This window comes from Candidatus Eisenbacteria bacterium (assembly GCA_020847735.1).
Lineage (GTDB): Bacteria > Eisenbacteria > RBG-16-71-46 > RBG-16-71-46 > RBG-16-71-46 > CAIXRL01.
Genome location: JADLBL010000020.1, coordinates 22,230 through 40,905 on the forward strand (window position 1 = coordinate 22,230; position 18,676 = coordinate 40,905).

General features: G+C 71.7%; 18 protein-coding genes. 17 read left to right on the forward strand and 1 reads right to left on the reverse strand.

All coding sequences use genetic code 11. The annotated features are described in order from the left end of the window. The first annotated feature begins 48 nt into the window (after nt 1-48). A complete protein-coding gene (locus tag IT347_08930; GenBank protein ID MCC6349698.1) occupies nt 49-543 on the forward strand; it encodes a sigma-70 family RNA polymerase sigma factor in 495 nt (164 codons plus the stop codon). Nucleotides 544-1,001: 458 nt separating this feature from the next. On the opposite strand, the gene IT347_08935 is transcribed toward IT347_08930, so the two are convergent. After that, complete coding sequence (locus IT347_08935; protein ID MCC6349699.1) at nt 1,002-3,521, reverse strand: serine/threonine protein kinase; 2,520 nt, start codon at nt 3,519-3,521, stop codon at nt 1,002-1,004. Between the two features lie 241 nt (nt 3,522-3,762). Between IT347_08935 and sucC the strand changes: the two genes are divergently transcribed. The 16 genes from sucC to IT347_09015 all read left to right on the forward strand — a co-directional run bounded on the left by sucC (nt 3,763) and on the right by IT347_09015 (nt 18,672). Then, complete coding sequence (gene sucC / locus IT347_08940; GenBank protein ID MCC6349700.1) at nt 3,763-4,902, forward strand: ADP-forming succinate--CoA ligase subunit beta; 1,140 nt, start codon at nt 3,763-3,765, stop codon at nt 4,900-4,902. Next, nucleotides 4,899-5,954: a succinate--CoA ligase subunit alpha gene (gene sucD / locus IT347_08945; GenBank protein ID MCC6349701.1), complete on the forward strand. Its 1,056-nt coding sequence runs from the start codon at nt 4,899-4,901 to the stop codon at nt 5,952-5,954. Before sucC ends, sucD begins: the two co-directional genes overlap by 4 nt. Nucleotides 5,955-6,079: 125 nt before the next feature. Further along, nucleotides 6,080-6,502, forward strand: a complete 423-nt coding sequence (gene ndk, locus IT347_08950) for a nucleoside-diphosphate kinase (GenBank protein MCC6349702.1) — start codon at nt 6,080-6,082, stop codon at nt 6,500-6,502. 251 nt (nt 6,503-6,753) lie between these two features. Then, complete coding sequence (locus tag IT347_08955; protein MCC6349703.1) at nt 6,754-7,221, forward strand: DUF177 domain-containing protein; 468 nt, start codon at nt 6,754-6,756, stop codon at nt 7,219-7,221. Nucleotides 7,222-7,249: 28 nt separating this feature from the next. Then, nucleotides 7,250-7,432, forward strand: coding sequence for a 50S ribosomal protein L32 (gene rpmF, locus IT347_08960; protein MCC6349704.1), 183 nt, complete (start codon nt 7,250-7,252; stop codon nt 7,430-7,432). A gap of 16 nt (nt 7,433-7,448) precedes the next feature. Then, the gene (plsX, locus tag IT347_08965) at nt 7,449-8,471 is read left to right on the forward strand and encodes a phosphate acyltransferase PlsX (GenBank protein MCC6349705.1); all 1,023 of its coding nucleotides are present in this window, start codon (nt 7,449-7,451) and stop codon (nt 8,469-8,471) included. Between the two features lie 34 nt (nt 8,472-8,505). Next, the gene (locus IT347_08970; protein ID MCC6349706.1) at nt 8,506-9,516 is read left to right on the forward strand and encodes a ketoacyl-ACP synthase III; all 1,011 of its coding nucleotides are present in this window, start codon (nt 8,506-8,508) and stop codon (nt 9,514-9,516) included. After that, nucleotides 9,513-10,463, forward strand: coding sequence for an ACP S-malonyltransferase (gene fabD, locus IT347_08975; protein MCC6349707.1), 951 nt, complete (start codon nt 9,513-9,515; stop codon nt 10,461-10,463). Before IT347_08970 ends, fabD begins: the two co-directional genes overlap by 4 nt. Beyond that, complete coding sequence (gene fabG / locus IT347_08980) at nt 10,460-11,242, forward strand: 3-oxoacyl-[acyl-carrier-protein] reductase (GenBank protein MCC6349708.1); 783 nt, start codon at nt 10,460-10,462, stop codon at nt 11,240-11,242. Before fabD ends, fabG begins: the two co-directional genes overlap by 4 nt. Before the next feature lie 41 nt (nt 11,243-11,283). Beyond that, complete coding sequence (acpP, locus tag IT347_08985) at nt 11,284-11,526, forward strand: acyl carrier protein (GenBank protein ID MCC6349709.1); 243 nt, start codon at nt 11,284-11,286, stop codon at nt 11,524-11,526. A 120-nt stretch (nt 11,527-11,646) separates the two neighbouring features. After that, a complete protein-coding gene (gene fabF, locus IT347_08990; GenBank protein ID MCC6349710.1) occupies nt 11,647-12,894 on the forward strand; it encodes a beta-ketoacyl-ACP synthase II in 1,248 nt (415 codons plus the stop codon). Nucleotides 12,895-13,052: 158 nt separating this feature from the next. After that, on the forward strand, nt 13,053-14,360 hold the full coding sequence (gene rnc / locus IT347_08995; protein MCC6349711.1) for a ribonuclease III: 1,308 nt from the start codon (nt 13,053-13,055) through the stop codon (nt 14,358-14,360). A gap of 67 nt (nt 14,361-14,427) precedes the next feature. Then, nucleotides 14,428-16,101 (forward strand): tetratricopeptide repeat protein, encoded by a 1,674-nt coding sequence (locus IT347_09000; GenBank protein MCC6349712.1) that lies wholly within the window; start codon nt 14,428-14,430, stop codon nt 16,099-16,101. A gap of 78 nt (nt 16,102-16,179) precedes the next feature. After that, nucleotides 16,180-16,803, forward strand: coding sequence for a sigma-70 family RNA polymerase sigma factor (locus IT347_09005; protein ID MCC6349713.1), 624 nt, complete (start codon nt 16,180-16,182; stop codon nt 16,801-16,803). Further along, on the forward strand, nt 16,800-17,384 hold the full coding sequence (locus IT347_09010) for a zf-HC2 domain-containing protein (protein ID MCC6349714.1): 585 nt from the start codon (nt 16,800-16,802) through the stop codon (nt 17,382-17,384). Before IT347_09005 ends, IT347_09010 begins: the two co-directional genes overlap by 4 nt. 25 nt (nt 17,385-17,409) lie before the next feature. Then, complete coding sequence (locus IT347_09015; GenBank protein MCC6349715.1) at nt 17,410-18,672, forward strand: serine protease; 1,263 nt, start codon at nt 17,410-17,412, stop codon at nt 18,670-18,672. Nucleotides 18,673-18,676 lie beyond the last annotated feature (4 nt).

Below are 18,676 nucleotides of genomic sequence, written 5' to 3' on the forward strand. Positions count from 1 at the left end.
GTGAACTCCTCCGATACTCCGATTCCTCGCCGCATCTCGTCCCGGTACCTGCCCGAGGTGTACGAGGAGTTGCGCCAGATCGCCGAGGGCTACCTGAGGCGCGAACGGCCCGACCACACGCTCGAGCCGGCGGGCCTCGTGCACGAGGCCTACCTCAAGCTCTCGGCGCAGTCGAAGCTGGCGCCGAACGACCGCCGGCACTTCCTGGCGATGGCCGCGGGCGCGATGCGCCAGATCCTCGTGGACCACGCCCGCGCCGCGAACGCGCTCAAGCGGGGCGGCGGCTGGCAGCGCATCACCGTCTCGGAAGCGATCACGGAGGCCTCGCGGGGTAGTGAGCATCTCCTGACGCTGGACGCCGCGCTGCAGCGCCTCGCGGCCGAGGACGAAGTCGCGGCGTTCATCGTGGAGATGCGTTTCTTCGCCGGTCTCACCGAGGTCGAGATCGCCGCCGAACTCGGGCGCAGCGAGCGCTGGGTGCGCGGGCAGTGGTCGCACGCGCGCGCCTGGCTGCGCAGGCAAATGGCAGCCGAGGAAGCCTGAGGTCCGCGGGGTCCCGGGGTCGCGCCGCGACCTGAGAGCGCCCGCGTCGGCCGTAGCTTCGCCGCGCTCGCGCCGCGCCGGGCGCGGGCGTGAGCGCGACTTCGGGGCTGCGCCCGAGCCCGCCCGAAACGCGTCCGCCGGAGAATCCCGCCGCCCCGGGAAGATTTCCGTGCCGTTTTCGGGTGCATGGCCCGCTTTCCCTTATGTCGGTCGTGCCGTCCTTCATCCGGCGCGACCGTCGGACCGGCTCCGGCGCGGGTTGAGCGAAGTCCGCCGGGGCCGGTGCCCGCCCAACGAATCCGGCGTGCGGGCCGCACGCGAGGCCGCCGGTACGGGTCGCAGATGCCTTCGGGGGAAGCGCTGACGATACCGGCCGGCGGTCTGTTTTCCGGGCGCCTCGCCTTGCGGCGGTCGGACCGGCGACGCTGGTTCGTCCGGCGGCCGTGACGTCCCGGGCGCTAGAACGGAACGGCCATCGGGTACCGCAGGTCGAATCGCCGCGGCGGTCCCGAGTCGAGCCGCTGCGAGCACCGGGTCGCGAGCCATCGGGTTCGGGGCGACAGGCCGTGCGTGTTCCTGTGAAGCCGATCCAGCACCTGGCGGGTTCGGATGGCCTGGCCCTGCAATCCCCCGATCGCGAATCGCTGCGCGGAAATGCGCAGGCGCTGGAAATCCTCCTGCGTCGCGATCACGGGCGCCCGCTCACGCGTGAGCGCGCGATCCGACTCGTCGAGAGCGCGCGCGGCCTGATCGAGACGGGCGGGGTTTCGCTCGACGCAGGCCAGGTCCACGAGCACCTCGGCGCGACCGATCGAAAGCAGCGCGAGATCCTGCGCTGCGAGCACGACGTCGCCGCCCCCGGGCGCCTCCAGGGCGGTCAGGGCCAGTTCGAGATGGCGCACCTGCCGCCCCGGGTCCGCCGTCCACCATGCGGCCAGCCGATGCGCGCGCGCGAGTTCTCGGCTCGAGTAAATCACGCTGGTGTACCCCGGCAGGTCGGCGCGCAGCCGGCGGGCGTCGGCGAGCCGCACGAGCGCGGAGTCGAGCAACGCGTGGTCGTGGGTGAGCAGCGCCGAACCCAGGTAGGCGCTCCCCAGGTCGTGCTCGAGCGAGGCGAAGGCGGCGCCATCCAGCCATGATTCCACGAGCGAGATGGCGCGGCGGAGCCTGAGCAGACCCTGCAGCGCGGCGCTGGAGTCGCTTCGGTCGTAGCCGAGGCGCGCCAGGCCGGCTCCGACTCCCTGCAGCCAGCCTGCCAGCGCGCTGCGTTCGTCGCTGGTGCCCGGGGTCGGCTGGCGAAGCAGCGTGTCCGGCGGCGCGCCGGGCCTGAACTCGCGCAGGCCCTGTCGCCGAATCTCGAGCGCGCGGGCGTGTGCCGTTTCGGGATCCCGCAACCGCGCGAGGTCGTCGAGCGCCATGGCGGCCGACTTCCAGGTTTCCGTTCCCAGGGGAGTGAGCGCCTGACCGGCGACGATGCCCAGCGTGTCCGGCTGCGCGGCGATCCGCACGGTTCGCAGGGTCGTGCCCGCGGAAGACCAGCTCGCCGCCGCGCGCTCGTACAGGTCGGCGTCGTAGGTCCGCTCCGCGATCAGGTACTCGGCCTCTCCGAGGCGGAACTGAACCAGCCCGCGGACCTGTCCGCACCATGGCTGGCGCGCGACCGTGCGAAGCAGCGCGAGCGAGCGCAGCACGTGCGCGCGGGCCTCGCGCAGGCGGGGCAGCGAGCGGGTGTTGAAATGCAACCGCACCGCGGCGCTGTCGGCCTCGTTCATCGCCCGCCGAAAGACGTGCGCCGGAGCGAGCGCACCGCTCGCCCAGTCGAGCGGCGATGGCGGAGGGCCGAGGAATCCGAACACCCAGAGGAGCGCGCCGACCGCGGCGGCGAACATCACGCTGTTCCGGCCGGCGGCCAGCCACCGTCCGGCGTCCTCGCGCGGCGCGCGTGCGAGCGGCGCGCGCCCGCCGGCGATGCGCCGAAGATCCGCGGCGAGCAGCGCGGCGGAAGCGAGCCGGTGCGCCGGATCCTTCACGAGCGCGGCCCGCAGCAGCCGTTCGAGCGGACGGCGCAGCTTCACGGGGAGCTCGTCCATCGGGCGCGGAGGCGCCGTGAGCACCGCGACGAGCGCGCGATGCACCGAATGCTCGGGCACCTCGAACGGCAGGCGCCCCGTCATCAGCTCGTAGGTCAGCACGGCGAGCTGGTGGACGTCCGAGCGCGGCCCGATGCCCTCGGGACGGGCGTCGGCCTGCTCCGGGCTCATGTAGCGAATCGTCCCGAGGAGCTCTCCCGCGTTGGTGTGCAGGGTCGTCGCGCGCAGATCGCTGTCCACCAGCCGCGCCACGCCGAAGTCCAGCACCACCGGCGAGCCGTCCGGGCGGACGAGGATGTTCTCGGGCTTCAGGTCGCGGTGGACGACGCCCTGCGTGTGCGCATGCTCGGCCGCGTCGCACACGCGGGCCATGAGCTCGAGCCGCGCTTCCAGGCCGTGCTCGCGCGCGGACCAGGCACGCAGGTCCTCTCCCTGGATGAGCTCCATGGCGAGCCACGGCCGGGGTCCGACCGGCCCCTCGTCGAGGCCGGTCTCGATCGCCCGTGCGATGCCGGGGTGGTCGAGCCGCGCGAGGACCGCCGCTTCGCGCCGGAATCGCGCCACGAGGACCGGGGAGAGCAGGCCGCCGCGCAGCACCTTGAGCGCCACGGGGGGGCCGTCCGCGCGGCGCGCGAGGTACACGACGCCGATACCGCCGCGGCCCAGCTCACGCACGATCTGCCAGGGACCGATGCGTTCCGGAGCAGTATCCGGCAGGGGCTGGGCCTCGAGTTCTCCCGGCTCATCGTTGAACGCGAACAACTCCTCGACCTCGCGCTGGAGCTCGCGGTCGTGCCCGGCTTCGCGCCGGACGAACGCTTCACGCTCGCCCTCGGGCAGCTCGAGCGCGCGAACGAAGATGGACTTGGCGGCTTCGTAGCGGCGCACGCGAATGCGCTCCGGATTCGGGGACGCGCGGGCCGCTACGGGGGGTGGGCCGCGGGAGAGTGGTCGGGAGCGAAGTCTAGCCCGCCCGGTTCGGGACCCGCCACCCGCGCGACCGGCGCGGCGTGCTTCCTTGCCTCGAAACGCTCACTCCGTTAGTTTTCCTCGTCCATTTTCACCCCCCCCTCTTGCGACTCCCGGGATGCCGCCCCCGGCCCGGAGGCGCCGCCGACCGGGAGTTCCCATGAATCTTCACGAATACCAGGGCAAGGAGCTGTTCGCCCGCTTCGGCCTGCCGGTGCTTCCCGGGCAGGTCGCCGCCACGCCCGAGGAGGCGCGTGACGTCGCGGCCTCGATCGGCGGGCTGGTGGTGATCAAGGCGCAGGTGCAGGCCGGCGGGCGGGGGAAGGCCGGCGGCGTGCAGCTCGCTCGCACGCCGGAGGAGGCCTTCGAGAAGGCCCGCGACATTCTCGCGCTGACGATCAAGGGGTTGCCGGTCCGCCGCGTGCTGGTGGCCCAGGCCGCGGACATCGCCAGGGAGTACTACCTCTCGATCGTCATGGACCGGGAAGCGAAGGCGCCGCTGATCATGCTGTCCGCCGAGGGCGGCGTGGAGATCGAGGAGGTCGCGCGCACCGCGCCGGAGAAGATCCTCAGGCAGCACATCGGGCTCGATGGATTGCGCCCGTACCAGGCGCGGAACCTGATGGCGAAGGTCTTCACGGACTCGAAGCAGGTGGCGCAGGCCGCCGACATCCTGCTCAAGCTCCACCGAGTGTTCACCGAGAGCGACTGTTCGCTCGCCGAGATCAATCCGCTCGCGGTGACGCCCGAGGGGCGCGTGATCGCGCTCGACGCCAAGGTCGTGCTCGACGACAACGCCGACTTCCGTCACCGCGACCGGGAACACTGGCGCGATCCGGGCGAGGAGACCGCCGGCCAGAAGCTCGCGCGCGAGAAGGGGCTGTCGTACGTGAAGCTCGACGGCGACATCGGCTGCGTCGTGAACGGCGCGGGTCTCGCGATGGCGACCATGGACCTCATCAAGCACTACGGCGGCGAGCCCGCGAATTTCCTCGACATCGGCGGCTCGTCGAATCCCGAGAAGGTCACCGCCGCGCTCCGGATCATCACCGGCGAGTCGCGCGTGCGGGCGATCCTGTTCAACATCTTCGGCGGCATCACGCGCTGCGACGACGTCGCCAACGGCATCGTCACGTCGCTGCGCGAATCCCCGCTGACCGTTCCGCTCGTCATCCGGCTCACCGGCACCAACGAGGACAAGGCCCGCCAGATCCTGTCCGATTTCGGCCTCGGGGCCACGACCAGCATGGACGAGGCGGTGCAGATGGTGATCGCCCGCGCCCAGGAGGTGAACGCGTGAGCATCCTGATCGACCGGAACACGCGGCTGATCGTGCAGGGCATCACCGGCCGCGACGGCGCGTTCCACACCCAGCAGATGATCGCGTACGGAACCCGGGTGGTCGGCGGCGTCACTCCGGGCAAGGGCGGCGAACGCGTTCACGGCGTGCCCGTCTTCGACTCGGTCGCCGAGGCGATCGAACAGACGAAGGCGAACGCCTCGGTGATCTACGTGCCGGCGCCGTTCGCGGCCGACGCGATCCACGAAGCGGCCGACGCCGGCATCGCGCTGATCGTCTGCATCACCGAGGGCCTGCCGGTGCGCGACACGCTCGGCGCCTTCCACAAGGTCCTGGCGCTGCGCGGCGCCGGCAACCCGCTCGGCAAGCCGCGGCTGATCGGACCGAACTGTCCAGGCCTCATCACGCCGGGGCAGGCGAAGGTCGGCATCCTGCCGGGGCACATCGTCACGCCGGGCCCGGTCGGGGTCGTCTCCAAGAGCGGCACGCTCACCTACGAGGTGGTCAAGCAACTCACGGACCGCGGACTCGGCCAGAGCACCTGCCTCGGAATCGGCGGCGACCCGGTGATCGGCACGGACTTCATCGACGCGCTGACGCTGTTCGAAGCGGACCCCCGGACCGAGGGGATCGTGCTGATGGGCGAAATCGGCGGCAACGCCGAGGAGCAGGCGGCCGAGTTCATCCGCCGCCGCGTCAGCAAGCCCGTCGTGGCGTTCGTCGCCGGCCAGACGGCGCCGCCCGGCAAGCGGATGGGCCATGCGGGCGCGATCATCTCGGGCGGGACCGGCACGGCCGCCGAGAAGATGGCGGCTTTCGAGGCCGCGGGCGTTCCGGTGGCGCGCATCCCGTCGGAGATCCCCGAGCTGATGGCCGAACTCCTGCAGCGTCGCCGCGCGCGCCGCCGCAACGGCAGGGAAGCGGACCACGGCGCCACGAAGCCCCGGGCGACCGCCGCGAGAAGGTCTCCCGCGCGAAAACCCGCCGCGAAGAAGCCCTCCGCGAAGCCGCGGGTCGCGAAGCCGGCGAAGAAGGCCGCGAAGAAGAAGTAGGGATCCACCCGGGCGGCGGTGAGCCGCCCTGCGGATCCTCGGGACAGGCGCGCGGCCGGCTGGCCGCGACGCGAGAGACATCAAAGGAAAGGGTCGCGTACGCGACCCTTCGAGGAGAGAGGTCCATGGCGCTGGAGCGCACGCTGTTCATCGTCAAACCCGACGCCACGGAGCGAAACCTCGTCGGGCGCATCCTCGCGCACGTCGAGGACCAGGGATTCCGGATCGTCGAGGCCCGGTTCGCGCGCCTGACGCGCGAACAATGCCAGGAGTTCTACGCCGAGCACGTGGGCAAGCCGTTCTTCAACGACCTCGTGGACTTCATGACGTCGGGTCCGGTCATGCTCTGCTGTCTCGAGCGCGAGGCCGCCGTCGCGACCCTGCGCGACGTGATCGGCGCCACCGATCCCGCCCAGGCCGCACCGGGCACGATCCGCAAGCTTTACGCGAAGTCGAAGGGATCGAACTCGGTGCATGCCTCGGACAGCACGGCGTCGGCCGAGCGCGAGGTGAAGCTGTTCTTCGGTGTCGCGGCGCTGACCCACTGACTGCGACGGTCCACGTCCGCACGAAGTCCTGCCCGAAGCGGCGACGCGCCGCGACCCGGGCTCGTGTCCGCCATGCCTTACGCCCATGCGGCAAGGTGGCCCCGGTCTTCGGGGCTGGCCTGCGGAGAAGGCGAGGACGTCTTTCCCCGCCCGGCTGGACGAAAACCGCGCGCCTGTGCTAGCTTGCGCGCGCTTCTGAGGGGTCGGCCTCGCGCCGACTCGTTCGTTTATTGAGCGATTTCATCCTCGATTTGGCCACCCTTCGGTCCTCGTTCGACCGGGTGGAGATCGAAGCGCCGGCCGCGGAGGCCGGGCTTGCCGACACGGAGTGGCGCGGTTCGGTCCGCGCCTCGCTCCGCGTCGAGAAGTCCGGTGACCGCGTTTCGGTGCGCGGAGACGTGTCGTCCACGGCCCGCCTCGAGTGCGTGCGCTGCCTGCGCGCGTTCGACCTGGCGATGTCCGTGCCGTTCACCGCCTTCGCGGATCGCAGGGGAAACGCGGATTCCGCCGAGGAGGACGTCCTCGAGCGGGACGACTACATGCTGTTTCACGACGGGCGGCGGCTGGACCTGCGCGAGAGCGTTCGCGAAACGCTGCTGCTCGAGTTGCCCATCACTCCCCATTGCCGGGAGGATTGCCCGGGGCTCTGTCCGAAGTGTGGCGCCGACCTGAACCTCGGCCCGTGCGGATGCGCGCGCGTGACGCCACGCCTCGGATGACGCCCCGGCTCGGAGGAGGACCCGATCCATGGCGGTTCCGAAGCGACGTCACTCGTCCACGCGCGGCAAGAAGCGCCGCACCGGATGGAAGCTGGCCAAGCCGGGCCTGAACGTCTGCGGTCACTGCGGCGCGCCGCGCCAGCCGCACCGCATCTGCCCGAGCTGCGGGCACTACCACGGCGAGGAGATCGTCACGCCGCGCGAGCGGTAGGCGGCGGCCGACCCACATGCCCAACGTCCCGCGCATCGGGATTGATGCGATGGGAGGCGATTTCGGCCCGCAACCCGTGGCCGAAGGCGCCGCGCTCGCCCTGCGCCAGTCGCCGGGGCGTTTCGAGCTCACGCTCGTCGGCGACGAGCCCGAGATTCGCGCGGCGCTCCGCCGCGCCGGCGCCGAGCGCCTGCCCGTCTCCATCGTGCACGCCGCCGGCCGCGTGGACATGGGCGCCAAGGCCGCGGCGGTCGCGCGCCGCAGCGACACCTCGCTCGGCGTGCTGACGCAGCTCCACAAGGAGCGCCGCCTCGACGCGATCTTCAGCGCCGGCAACACCGGCGCGGTCGTCGCCACCGCGCTGCTCGGCCTCGGCCGCATGGAGGGCGTTTCGCGCCCCGCGCTCGCCGCCCGCTTTCCCAACGTGCGCCAGGGGACGGTGGTGCTCGACGTCGGCGCCAACGCCGAGGTCAAGGCCCAGTACCTGCTGCAGTTCGCGCACATGGGCGCCTGCTACGCGCGTCATCTTCTCGGACGCGAGAATCCGACCGTCGGGCTGCTGTCCATCGGCGAGGAGGACTCGAAGGGCAACCAGCTCGTCCAGGAGACGCTGCCGATGCTGCGGGCCGCCAAGCACCTCAACTTCATCGGCAACGTCGAGGGCCGGGACCTGTTCAAGGGCACGTGCGACGTGATGGTGACCGACGGCTTCACCGGCAACGTCCTGCTCAAGACCGCCGAAGGGGCGGCCAGCTTCATCGGCGGGACGCTCAAGTCCGAGATGCGGCGCGATCCGCTCTCGCTGCTCGGCGCGCTGTGCATGATGCCGGCGCTGGGCCGCCTGCGGAAGCGGCTCGACTGGGAGGAGTACGGCGGCGTGCCGCTGCTGGGCGTCAACGGCGTGTGCTTCATCGGGCACGGGGCCAGCGGGCCGAAGGCGTTCCACAGCGCGATCCGCGCCCTCACCACGTTCGTCGAGCAGCGCGTCAACGAGCACATCCGCGAGGAGATCCTGAGTGACGACGTCACCGCGGCCTGAGTCCCTGCGCGGCGTCACGATCACCGGCACGGGCATGTACGTGCCCGACCGGGTGCTGACGAACCGCGACCTCGAGCAGCTCGTGGACACTTCCGACGAATGGATCGTCGAGCGCACGGGCATTCGCGAACGGCGCATCGCCGCGCCGGACCAGGCCTCCTCCGACCTCGCGCTGATCGCCGCGCAACGCGCGCTGGCGATGGCGAAGGTGGACGCGAAGGACGTGGACCAGATCGTCCTCGCGACGACGACGCCCGACCGCATCCTGCCCTCGTGCGCGTGCACGATGCAGCGCAAGCTCGGGGCCACGAAGGCGGCTGCGTACGACATGTTCGCGGCCTGCACCGGATTCATCTTCGGCATGGGGCTGGCCCGGGGGCTGATCGGCGGAGGCGTCGCCGAAACGGTGCTGGTCGTCGGCGTCGAGACGCTGTCGCGCATCGTGGACTACGGCGACCGCAACACCTGCGTGCTGTTCGGCGACGGCGCCGGCGCGGCCGTCTTCCAGGCCTGCGAGCACGGACTCGGCATCCACGCGGTGGACATGCGCAGCGACGGCGAACTGGGCGAGGTGCTCGAGGTGCCGGCGGGCATCTCGCGCAACCCGGCCAGCGAGCGGACCGTCGCGGGCCGCGAGCACTTCATCCGCATGCAGGGCAAGAAGCTGTTTCCGTTCGCCGTGCGCAGCATGGAGCACTCGACGCGCCACTGCTGCGAACTCGCCGGCTGGGCGGCGGACGACGTGGACGTGTTCGTGCCGCACCAGGCGAACCTGCGCATCATTGACGGGGTTCGCGAGCGGCTCGGGCTCTCGCCGGAAAAGGTGTACGTGAACATCGACCGTTTCGGGAACACCTCGTCGGCCTCGATTCCGGTCGCGCTCGACGAGCTCGTGCGCGCGCGCAGGGTCACTCCGGGCTCGAAGGTGGCCTTCGCGGCCTTCGGCGGCGGCGCGACCTGGGGGGCGAGCACGATGACCTGGACCGCGCCGGTTCCCGAGCCGGCCGAGCTGGCGGCCGCCGGCGCGACGGGCAGGGCTTCGTGAAGCTGGCGTTCCTTTTTCCCGGCCAGGGCGCGCAGAGCGTCGGCATGGGGCGCTCGCTCGCCGGGGCGCATCCCGAGGCCGCGGACGCGTTCGCGACCGCCGACCGCGTGCTGGGCTATTCGCTGAGCACGCTGTGCTGGGAAGGCCCCGCCGAGGAACTCCGCAAGAGCGTGCACACGCAGCCGGCCCTGCTCACGCACAGCGTCGCGGCGCTCCGCCTGGTGCGCGCCGCGGGGCTCGCGCCCGCGTTCACGGCCGGCCACAGCCTCGGCGAATACTCGGCGTGCGTGGCCGCCGGAGCCGTGTCGTTCGAGGACGCGCTGCGCGTGACGGGCAGGCGAGGCGAACTGATGTACGCGGCGGGCGTGCAGCGGCCCGGCGCGATGGCGGCCCTGCTCGGTCTCTCGCGCGAGGACGCCGAGGCCGCGTGCGCCGACGCCGCGTCCGCCGGCATCGTGCGCGCCGCGAACCTCAACGCTCCGGGGCAGGTGGTGATCTCGGGCGAGCCGGCCGCCGTGGACGCCGCCTGCGAGGCCGCGAAGTCGCGCGGCGCGCGGCGCGCGATCCGGCTCGAGGTGAGCGGCGCCTTCCACTCGCCGCTCATGGCCTCGGCCGCGGCCGGACTGGCCGAAGCGCTCGACGGGATCGCGATTCGCGATGCCGACTGCCCGGTCGTGTCGAACGCCTGGGCGCGTCCGCTGCGGAAGGCCGACGAGATTCGCGCCGCGCTCAAGGAGCAGCTGCTCGCCCCGGTGCGCTGGGAGGAATCCATGCGGGCGCTGCTCGCCGCCGGCGTCGAGGGCTTCGTCGAGCTGGGCAGCGGCAAGGTGCTGCGCGGCCTGCTGCGCACCATTCACAAGGACGCGGCGAGCTGGAACGTCGAGGACCCCGAGAGCCTGCAGGCGACGCTGGCCGCGGTCGGTTCGGCGGCCGGGAGGGGCGCATGAGCGACACCCGGGTCCTGACCGAGGCCGCGTTCGCGCGGGATCTCGCGGGTCAGGTGGCGTTCGTGACGGGCGGCGCGACGGGCATCGGGCTGGCCGTGGCGCGGCGACTGGCCGCGGCCGGGGCGACGGTCGCGATTTTCAACCGCAACGCCGAGCGCGCACAGGCGGCCGTTTCCGCCATCGCGGACGCCGGCGGGACGAGCTTCGCGTTCGCCACCGACATCGCCAGCGCCGAGTCCGTCGAGCGCGGCTTCGGTGCCGCGCTCGGGCAGCTTCAGCGGGTGGACGTGCTCGTCAACAACGCCGGCCTGACCCGCGACGGGCTGTTCATGCGCATGAGCGACGAACAGTGGCAGCAGGTGCTCGACACGAACCTCGGTGGCGCGTTCCGCTGCTGCCGGGCGGTCGCGCGGCCGATGATGAAGGCGCGCTACGGCCGCATCGTGAACATCTCGTCCGTCGTCGGGCTGATGGGCAACGCCGGGCAGGTGAATTACGCGGCCTCGAAGGCCGGCCTGCTCGGGCTCACGAAGTCGCTCGCGCGCGAGCTCGCCCCGCGCAGCGTGACGGTCAACGCCGTCTGCCCGGGATTCATCGAGACCGACATGACGGCCGCCCTGCCCGAGGGCGCGCGTGCCGATCTGCTGGCCCGAATCCCGCTCGGCCGCCTCGGCGGCCCCGGCGAGGTCGCCGAGGTCGTGGCGTTCCTCGCTTCGCCGCGGGCCGGCTACGTCACGGGCCAGACCTGGACCGTGGACGGCGGCATGGTGATGGAGTAGTAAGGCGCAGCGAACCCCAACCGGCACAGGAGGTGAATGGAATGGCAGCTTTCAGTGAAGACCGCGTCCGCGAAATCATCGCGAAGGAGCTCGAGGTGGACGCCAAGCAGCTGACGCCCGAGGCCAAGTTCATCGAGGACCTCGGCGCGGACTCGCTCGACATCGTCGAACTGGTCATGGCGCTCGAGGAGGAGTTCGGCCTCGACATCCCCGACGACGACGCGGACAAGATGAAGACCGTCGGCGACGCGATGAAGTACCTGCAGGAGCACGCGAGCGCGTAACGCGCCGACCGTGTCGCGGATCGCGTTTCGCCCGCCGCGTCGCCCGCGGACCCCTCGGGGGCCGGGCGGCGCGGGACGACGGCACGATTCGCGTGACATCACCCCGGAGAAGGGCAGGAGATGAGCACGAACGGACCTCGCATCGTCGTGACCGGAGCCGGCGTCGTATCGCCGGTCGGCAACGACGTCGAGGCATGCTGGAACAACCTCGTCGCGGGCGTTTCGGGCGCCGGACCCATCACCCGGTTCGACGTCACGAACTTCGACACGAAGTTCGCCTGCGAGGTGAAGGACTTCAGCTTCGAAGGCGTGATCGACCGCAAGGACGCGAAGCGCATGGATCGCTTCGTCCAGTACGCGGTCGTCGCCGCCGCCGAAGCCGTACGCAATGCCGGACTCGATCCCGTTCGCACCGACCCGGAGCGGGTCGGCGTGCTGATCGGCTCGGGCATCGGCGGCATGGAGACCTTCGAAACCCAGCACAGCGCGCTCGTGGAGAAGGGTCCCGGCCGCGTCAGCCCGTTCTTCATCCCGATGATGATTTCGGACATGGCCGCCGGCCAGGTGTCGATCCAGTTCGGGTTCAAGGGCCCGAACTTCGCCACCGTGTCGGCGTGCGCCTCGGGCGCACACGCCATCGGTGAGTCGCTGCGACTGCTGCGCGCAGGCGACGCCGACGTCATCATCGCCGGCGGAGCCGAAGCCACGATCACGCCCATGGCGGTCGCGGGCTTCAACTCCGCACGGGCACTCTCCCTCAGAAACGACGATCCCCAACGCGCGAGCCGCCCGTTCGACAAGGACCGGGACGGCTTCGTCATCGGCGAAGGTGCGGGGCTCGTGGTCCTCGAGACCGAGGACCATGCCCGGCGCCGCGGCGCGACGATCCTTTGCGAGCTCGTGGGCTACGGAGCCTCGGGAGACGCCTATCACATGACCGCTCCCTGCGTGGACGGCAACGGCGCGGCGCGCGCGATGAAACGCGCGCTCCAGGACGCCGGGATGGCGGCCGACGAGGTGACCTACATCAATGCCCACGGCACGTCGACCCCCGCCGGAGACCCCATCGAGGTCACGGCGGTGAAGTCGGTTTTCGGCGCTCACGCCGGCCGGCTCATGATGGGTTCGACGAAGTCCATGACCGGCCACCTGCTCGGTGCCGCCGGCGGGCTCGAAGCGGTCGTCACCGCACTCGTCCTGGCGCGAGGGGTCGTTCCACCCACCACCAACCTCGACACACCGGATGAGGCATGCGACCTCGATTTCGTACCGAATCAGGCCCGAACGCTGAGCGTGAAGGCCGCCCTGTCGAACTCGTTCGGGTTCGGCGGGCACAACGTCAGTCTGGCGATGAGGGCTTCCAGGTAAAGGCCCGCGCGCGACGCCGCGGAGGACGCGGCCGCCGGCGCGGTGGACGCGCCGTCGCGCCGCCGGCGCCGAAGCGCCGTTCGTTCCTCGGCTGGCTCAAGTCGCTGTTCGGCTTTCCGCGCACCGCTCCGCGTCCCGGACGCAGGAACGAGCGGCGCGTGGAGGCGCTCGCGCAGCAGGAGTCCCGCACGCTCGCCGAGTTCATGCGCCGCTACGGGATCACCTTCCGCGATCCCGGACTGCTCAAGCTGGCGCTGACGCATCGCTCCTACCTGAGCGTCACCGGGCAGGAGCCGAGCGAGTCCAACGAGCGCCTGGAGTTCCTCGGGGATTCGGTGCTCGGACTCGTGACCAGCGAGTATCTGTACCTGCGCCATCCCGGCGAGCACGAAGGCCAGCTGACGAAGACCAAGTCGTTGCTCGTCTCGAAGGCGATCCTGTCCCGGCGGGCGCTGCGCATGGGGCTCGGGAACTACGTGCTCCTCAGCCACTCCGAGGTGGAGTCCGGCGGCCGGAAGCGGCTGTCCATCCTGGCCGACGCGTTCGAGTCCGTTCTGGGCGCGGTGTACCTCGACCAGGGCTTCGAGACGGCGCGCCGCTTCATCCATCGGTGGCTGCTCGCGGAGTCCGACGCGATCGTCTCCGACAAGCAGCACACCAACTACAAGAGCGACCTGCAGGAGTACGTGCAGAGCACCTATCACACGCATCCGGTCTACCGACTGCGCAGCGAATACGGTCCCGACCATTCCAAGTACTTCGTGGTTGACGTAATGGTCGGTCGCCGGACCCTGGGCCAGGGGCGCGGACAGAACAAGAAGGAGGCCGAGCAGGCGGCGGCCCGGCATGCGGTGGAGAGCGTCGAACAGCAGCGCCGCGCGGCGCGGGGGGCGGTGGAGCGCGAGCCCGCCGAAGTCCGCGGCGACGACGAGGCCAGTTCGGCCGACAGCCGCCGCCGCCGCCGGGGTCGCCGGTCGCGAGGACACGAGCGCGACCGCGAGTCCGAGCCGTCCACCGGCGCGACCGCGGCGGAGCCCGCGTGGGAGGAGGAGCGCGAGCCGGCCGAGGCGGACTTCGCGCCCGAGGATTCCGGCGAGGACGATCTCATCGAGGACGAGTCCGTCGAGGACGACGGGCGCGCCCCCGAAACGGATGCCGGGGACGACCGGGACGAGTCCCGGGAGCCCGCGGCGCGACGGGAGTCCCCGGAGCAGGCCGCGCCGTCGCAGGAGCCGGCCCGCGACGAGACACGACTCGACCCCTACGGGTTCGCCGAGGAACGCGGTGTCCGGCCGGTCGTGGAACTTTCGGGAAGCGAAGCGGAAGCGCCGGATGAGGCCGCCGAGTCGCGGGATCGCGACGCGCGCATCGAGGAGATCGAGCGCGCCATGGCCAGCTTCGGCCGCCAGCGCGAACGCCACGGCGGCGGCGAGCGGTACGGCCGCAAGGGCCGTCGCGGGCGCTGACGTGCCGGCTTCCGGCCGTACGCGTCATGGAGACGCGACGAAGTCGCGTGCTAGGCTTCGCGCAACCATGAGGCTCCTCCTGCTCGTCGCCGCGCTCGCCGCCTTCGTCCTGCCCGCTTCGGCCGCGATCGCGCCGGCGGACTCCGGCGCCGGCGCCTACCGGAGCGAGCAGGCGCTGCGCCATTACCTGCAGGGCCGCTGGCTCGAGGAGGCCGAACGCCCGCAGGACGCGCAGGCGGAGTTTTCGCGCGCCCTGTCGCTCGATCCCGGCGCCGCCGACGTCATGCTGCACCTGGCCGAGCTGGCGGCGAACTCCGGCGAGTCGGGCCGCTCGCTCGAACTCGCGGATCGTATCCTCGGGGATGACCCCGGCAACGCCCGGGCACTGTGGCTGCGCGGCGCGGCGCTCTTCAATCTCGGCAGGGCGGGCGAGGCCATCGGACCGCTCGAGGCCGCGAGTCGCGCCGACTCGCTGAATCCGGACTACGCGCGCACGCTCGCGCGGGTCGCCGAAGCGCTCGACCGCCTGCCGGTGGTCTTCGCCGCATGGGAGCGGGTGACGCGCCTGGACGACGAGGACGCCGAGGCGTGGTTCCAGCTCGCCACGGTCGCGATGCGGGTGGGCCGCTTCGGTCTGGCCGACAGCGCGCTCGACCGCTCCGACGAGCTCAATCCCGTGCGGCCGGGAGCGCTGCTCCTGCGCGGCTGGATCCGCCAGTACACGGGCCGGCCCGCCGAGGCGGCGGAGTTCTTCCGCCGGCACCTCGAGATCCACTCGGGCGACCAGGCGACCCGCCGGCAGCTCGTGCTGCTGCTCCTGAGGCTCAAGCGGCCGGGGGAGGCGTTCCGCGAATCGCAGCGGCTCGCGGCCGCCCGGCCCGAGGACCCGGACGCGCTGCAGCTCGAGGCCGACTGCGCGTTCGCGAGCGGCAACGAAGTGGCCGGAACGCGGGCGCTCGCCAGCCTGCGCGCGCTGGCGCCGGACGACCCCGGGCTCGTGCTGCGCAGCGTCGCGGTGCTGGCGCGGCACGATCGCTCCGACGAGGCGCTGCGCGTCGTCAACGAGTGGACGCGCGTGCGGGCGGACGACGAGCGCGCGCTGTCGCTCGCGGCGCGCGCGCGCGCGATCGCCGGCCGGTACGATTCCGCGGCCGTGTACGCGCGCCGGCTCGTCGAGGCGACGCCCGACTCGGTGGACGCCCGCACGCTGCTGGCGCGCATCTACCAGGATTCGCGCCGCTGGCCCGAGGCCGTCGAGGCGTGGCGCGCGGCGCGCGCGCTGGCGCCCGACGATCCGCAGCTGATGCTCGACCAGGGCTACTGCCTCGAGCGCGCCGGCGACATCGCGGGCGCGATCGAACTGGGCCGCAAGGCGCTGGAACGGGCGCCGGAGATGGCGGGAGCGCTCAACTTTCTCGGCTATCTGCTCGCGGACAACGGTCGCGATCTCGAGGAGGCGCTCGGTCTCGTCACGCGCGCGCTGGCGCAGGATCCCGACAACGGCGCCTACGTGGACTCCTACGGCTGGGTGCTCTACCGGCTGGGGCGGCTCGCGGAAGCGCGCACGCAGCTGGAAAACGCGCTGGCCATCACCGGCGGCGACCCGGAGATCCACGAGCACCTCGGGGACGTTTACCGCGACCTGCGGATGCTCGACCGCGCCCGGGAACAGTACCGGGCCAGCCTTGCCGCGGACTCGCGCAACACCCGTGTCCGGAACAAGTTGCAGCAGCTTCGCTGAACCCCCGGGTCGCCCGCCCGGGAATCGCCCGGAACCGGCGCGGGACGCGGGGGTATCACGAGCACGGAGAGGTTCCGCTTGGCCCCTGACCGAAACCCCCCGCTCGCCCAGATCGTGAGCCTGTCGGACGAAGACCTCATGGCCCGGGTGGCCGAGGACGACGACCGCGCGTTCACGGAGCTGGTGGGGCGTTTCCAGGGCCGGGTCACGAACCTCGTCAGCCGGATCCTGAACGACCGCAACTGCGCGGACGACCTGGCGCAGGAAGTGTTCGTGCGGGTGTTCGTGCACCGGCGGAACTACCGGCGCGGTTCGAAGTTCTCGACGTGGATCTTCACGATCGCGGCGAACCTCGCCAAGAACGAGATTCGACGCAGGGTCAGGAGACGGAACTGGTTTTCGCTGGACGCGCTGACGGAGATGCTCCACGACAGCGTTCCCCAGCTGGCGGATCCCACCGAGTCCCGCGAAACGGGGCTCGAACGCGAACAGTTGCAGGGTGAGATCGGCAAGGCCATCGTCACCGTGCCCGAAAAGTACCGTCTCGCGCTGGTGCTGCGGGACATCGAGGGCCTGGCCTACGAGGAGATCGCTGAAGTGCTCGGTGTTCCGGGCGGAACGGTGCGCTCGCGCATCAATCGCGCCCGGAGCATGCTGAAGCGCAAGCTCCAACCGCTACTACGAAAGCAGGCAGAACCATGAAGCGTTGCGGACGGGCCCGGGACCTGTTCGGGCCGTATTGGGACGACGAGGTCACGCGCGCCGAGCGCGAGTGGCTCGAGGCGCATTTCCAAGCCTGTCCGGACTGTCGTGCCGGGTACGAGCAGTTCGCCAGGACGCTCGAGGCGATGGCCACCCTGCCACGCGCGGAAGCCGCGCCCGACCTCGCCGCCCGCGCGCTCGCGGCCGCACGCCGCGCCGCCCCGGCGCCCGACGTCATCTTCGTGCGCGAGACGCCGCGCTGGGTGCCGGTGACGGCGGCGGTTGTGGCGCTCGTGCTCGTCGCCGCCTCGATCGCCCCCTATCTCGCGGGAATGCGATTCGGCGCCCCGCTCGCGGGCCGCGTCGCGGCCGTGCCCGAGGCGCGCCTGGTCCCGGCGCGCGTGTCCGGAGCGGAGCCGGTGAGCGGCACGATGGCCACCGCCGTCATGGACAGCCTGTTCGATCACAGCGAAGACGTGGATTTCGTCCTCGATCCGGTCAACCCGCGCGAGGGACGCGCCGCGGCGGGCATGCGGCTGCCCGGCGGGGTCCAGGCCGAGCAGACGGTCATCACCTTCTGATCCGCCGGAGGCGGGCCGAGACAACGTGAACGCATCCGAGTCGAGTCGGCGCCGCGCGAGCGACGAACGGGCGGGCCCCCGCAGGCGCGGCCCGCGGGCGCTGCTGACGCTCGTGGCGGTGCTGCTGGCGGTCGCGTTCGCGGCCGGTCGCGCGGCCGCCCAGGGCGCGCTCTCGGCCGTCGAGTCGGACCTCGACCAGCTCACACGGCGAGCGCGGCCTTCGCTGCTCACGATCGTCGCGCAGAGCCCGATCTCGGCCGAGGGCACGGCCTCTCCGTCGGGCGGCGCGCGGCGCGTGCACAGCCGCGTCGGGTCGGGCGTCGCGGTCGGCGTGGACGAGGTGCTCACCACGGTCAGCGTGGTGATCGGCGCCGAGCACTTGCTCGTGCTCACCGCGAACGGCCTGCAGGCCGAAGCGGTGATCGCCGGCATCGACCCGATCCGCAACATCGCGCTGCTGCGCGTGAGCGGGCTCGCGTTGCCGCCGCTGCGCCTGGCGCCCAAGCCGGCCAGCCTCGGTGACTGGGTGATCGTGCTGGGAAGTTCGTACCGGGGAGCGCCCACGCAGTCCGTCGGCAACATCGCGTTCCGCTTCCGCGAACCCGGCTCGAGCCTGCTGCAGCTGACCAACGAGGTGTATCCGGGCAACAGCGGGGGAGCCGCGGTCAACTCGCGGGGCGAACTGCTCGGCCTGGTGCAGGGCGAGCTCGGCTCGCCCGAGGCCCCGGGCCGCCGCGAGCGCGGCGAACGCAGGCCGGGCGGCATCAGTCTGGTCATTCCGGTCGAGGACATCCGCGAGCCCCTCGAATCGCTGCGCCGCGACGGGCATGTCGAGCTCGGCTACCTCGGCGTCTCGACGCGCGGCGCGTTCGTGGACAGCGACACCGAGCCGGGTCTGCGCGTGCCCATCGGCGCGATCGTCGAGGCGGTGCAGTCCGGCGGACCGGCGGACCGCGTCGGCCTGCGCAAGGGCGACCTGATCGTCGCCTACCAGGACCAGCGCGTGGAGTACCCCGAGCAGCTCGCGCGCTGGGTGGCCGCGACGCGTCCGGGCACGGTCGTGAAGCTGGTCTGGGCGCGCGACGAAATGCAGCGGACCGGGCAGGTCCCGCTGACCGGATCACCCACGGCGATTCCGAGCTGGATGCGCCTGAACGTCGGGACCCCGCAGGCCGTCCGGCCCGCGGCCACCGGCGGCGAGCGGCGCATGGACGAACTTCAGAGCGAGATCCGCCGGCTGAGCGCCGAGCTCGACCGCCTGCGCCAGGCGCAGGACTCGACGCGCTGAAGCG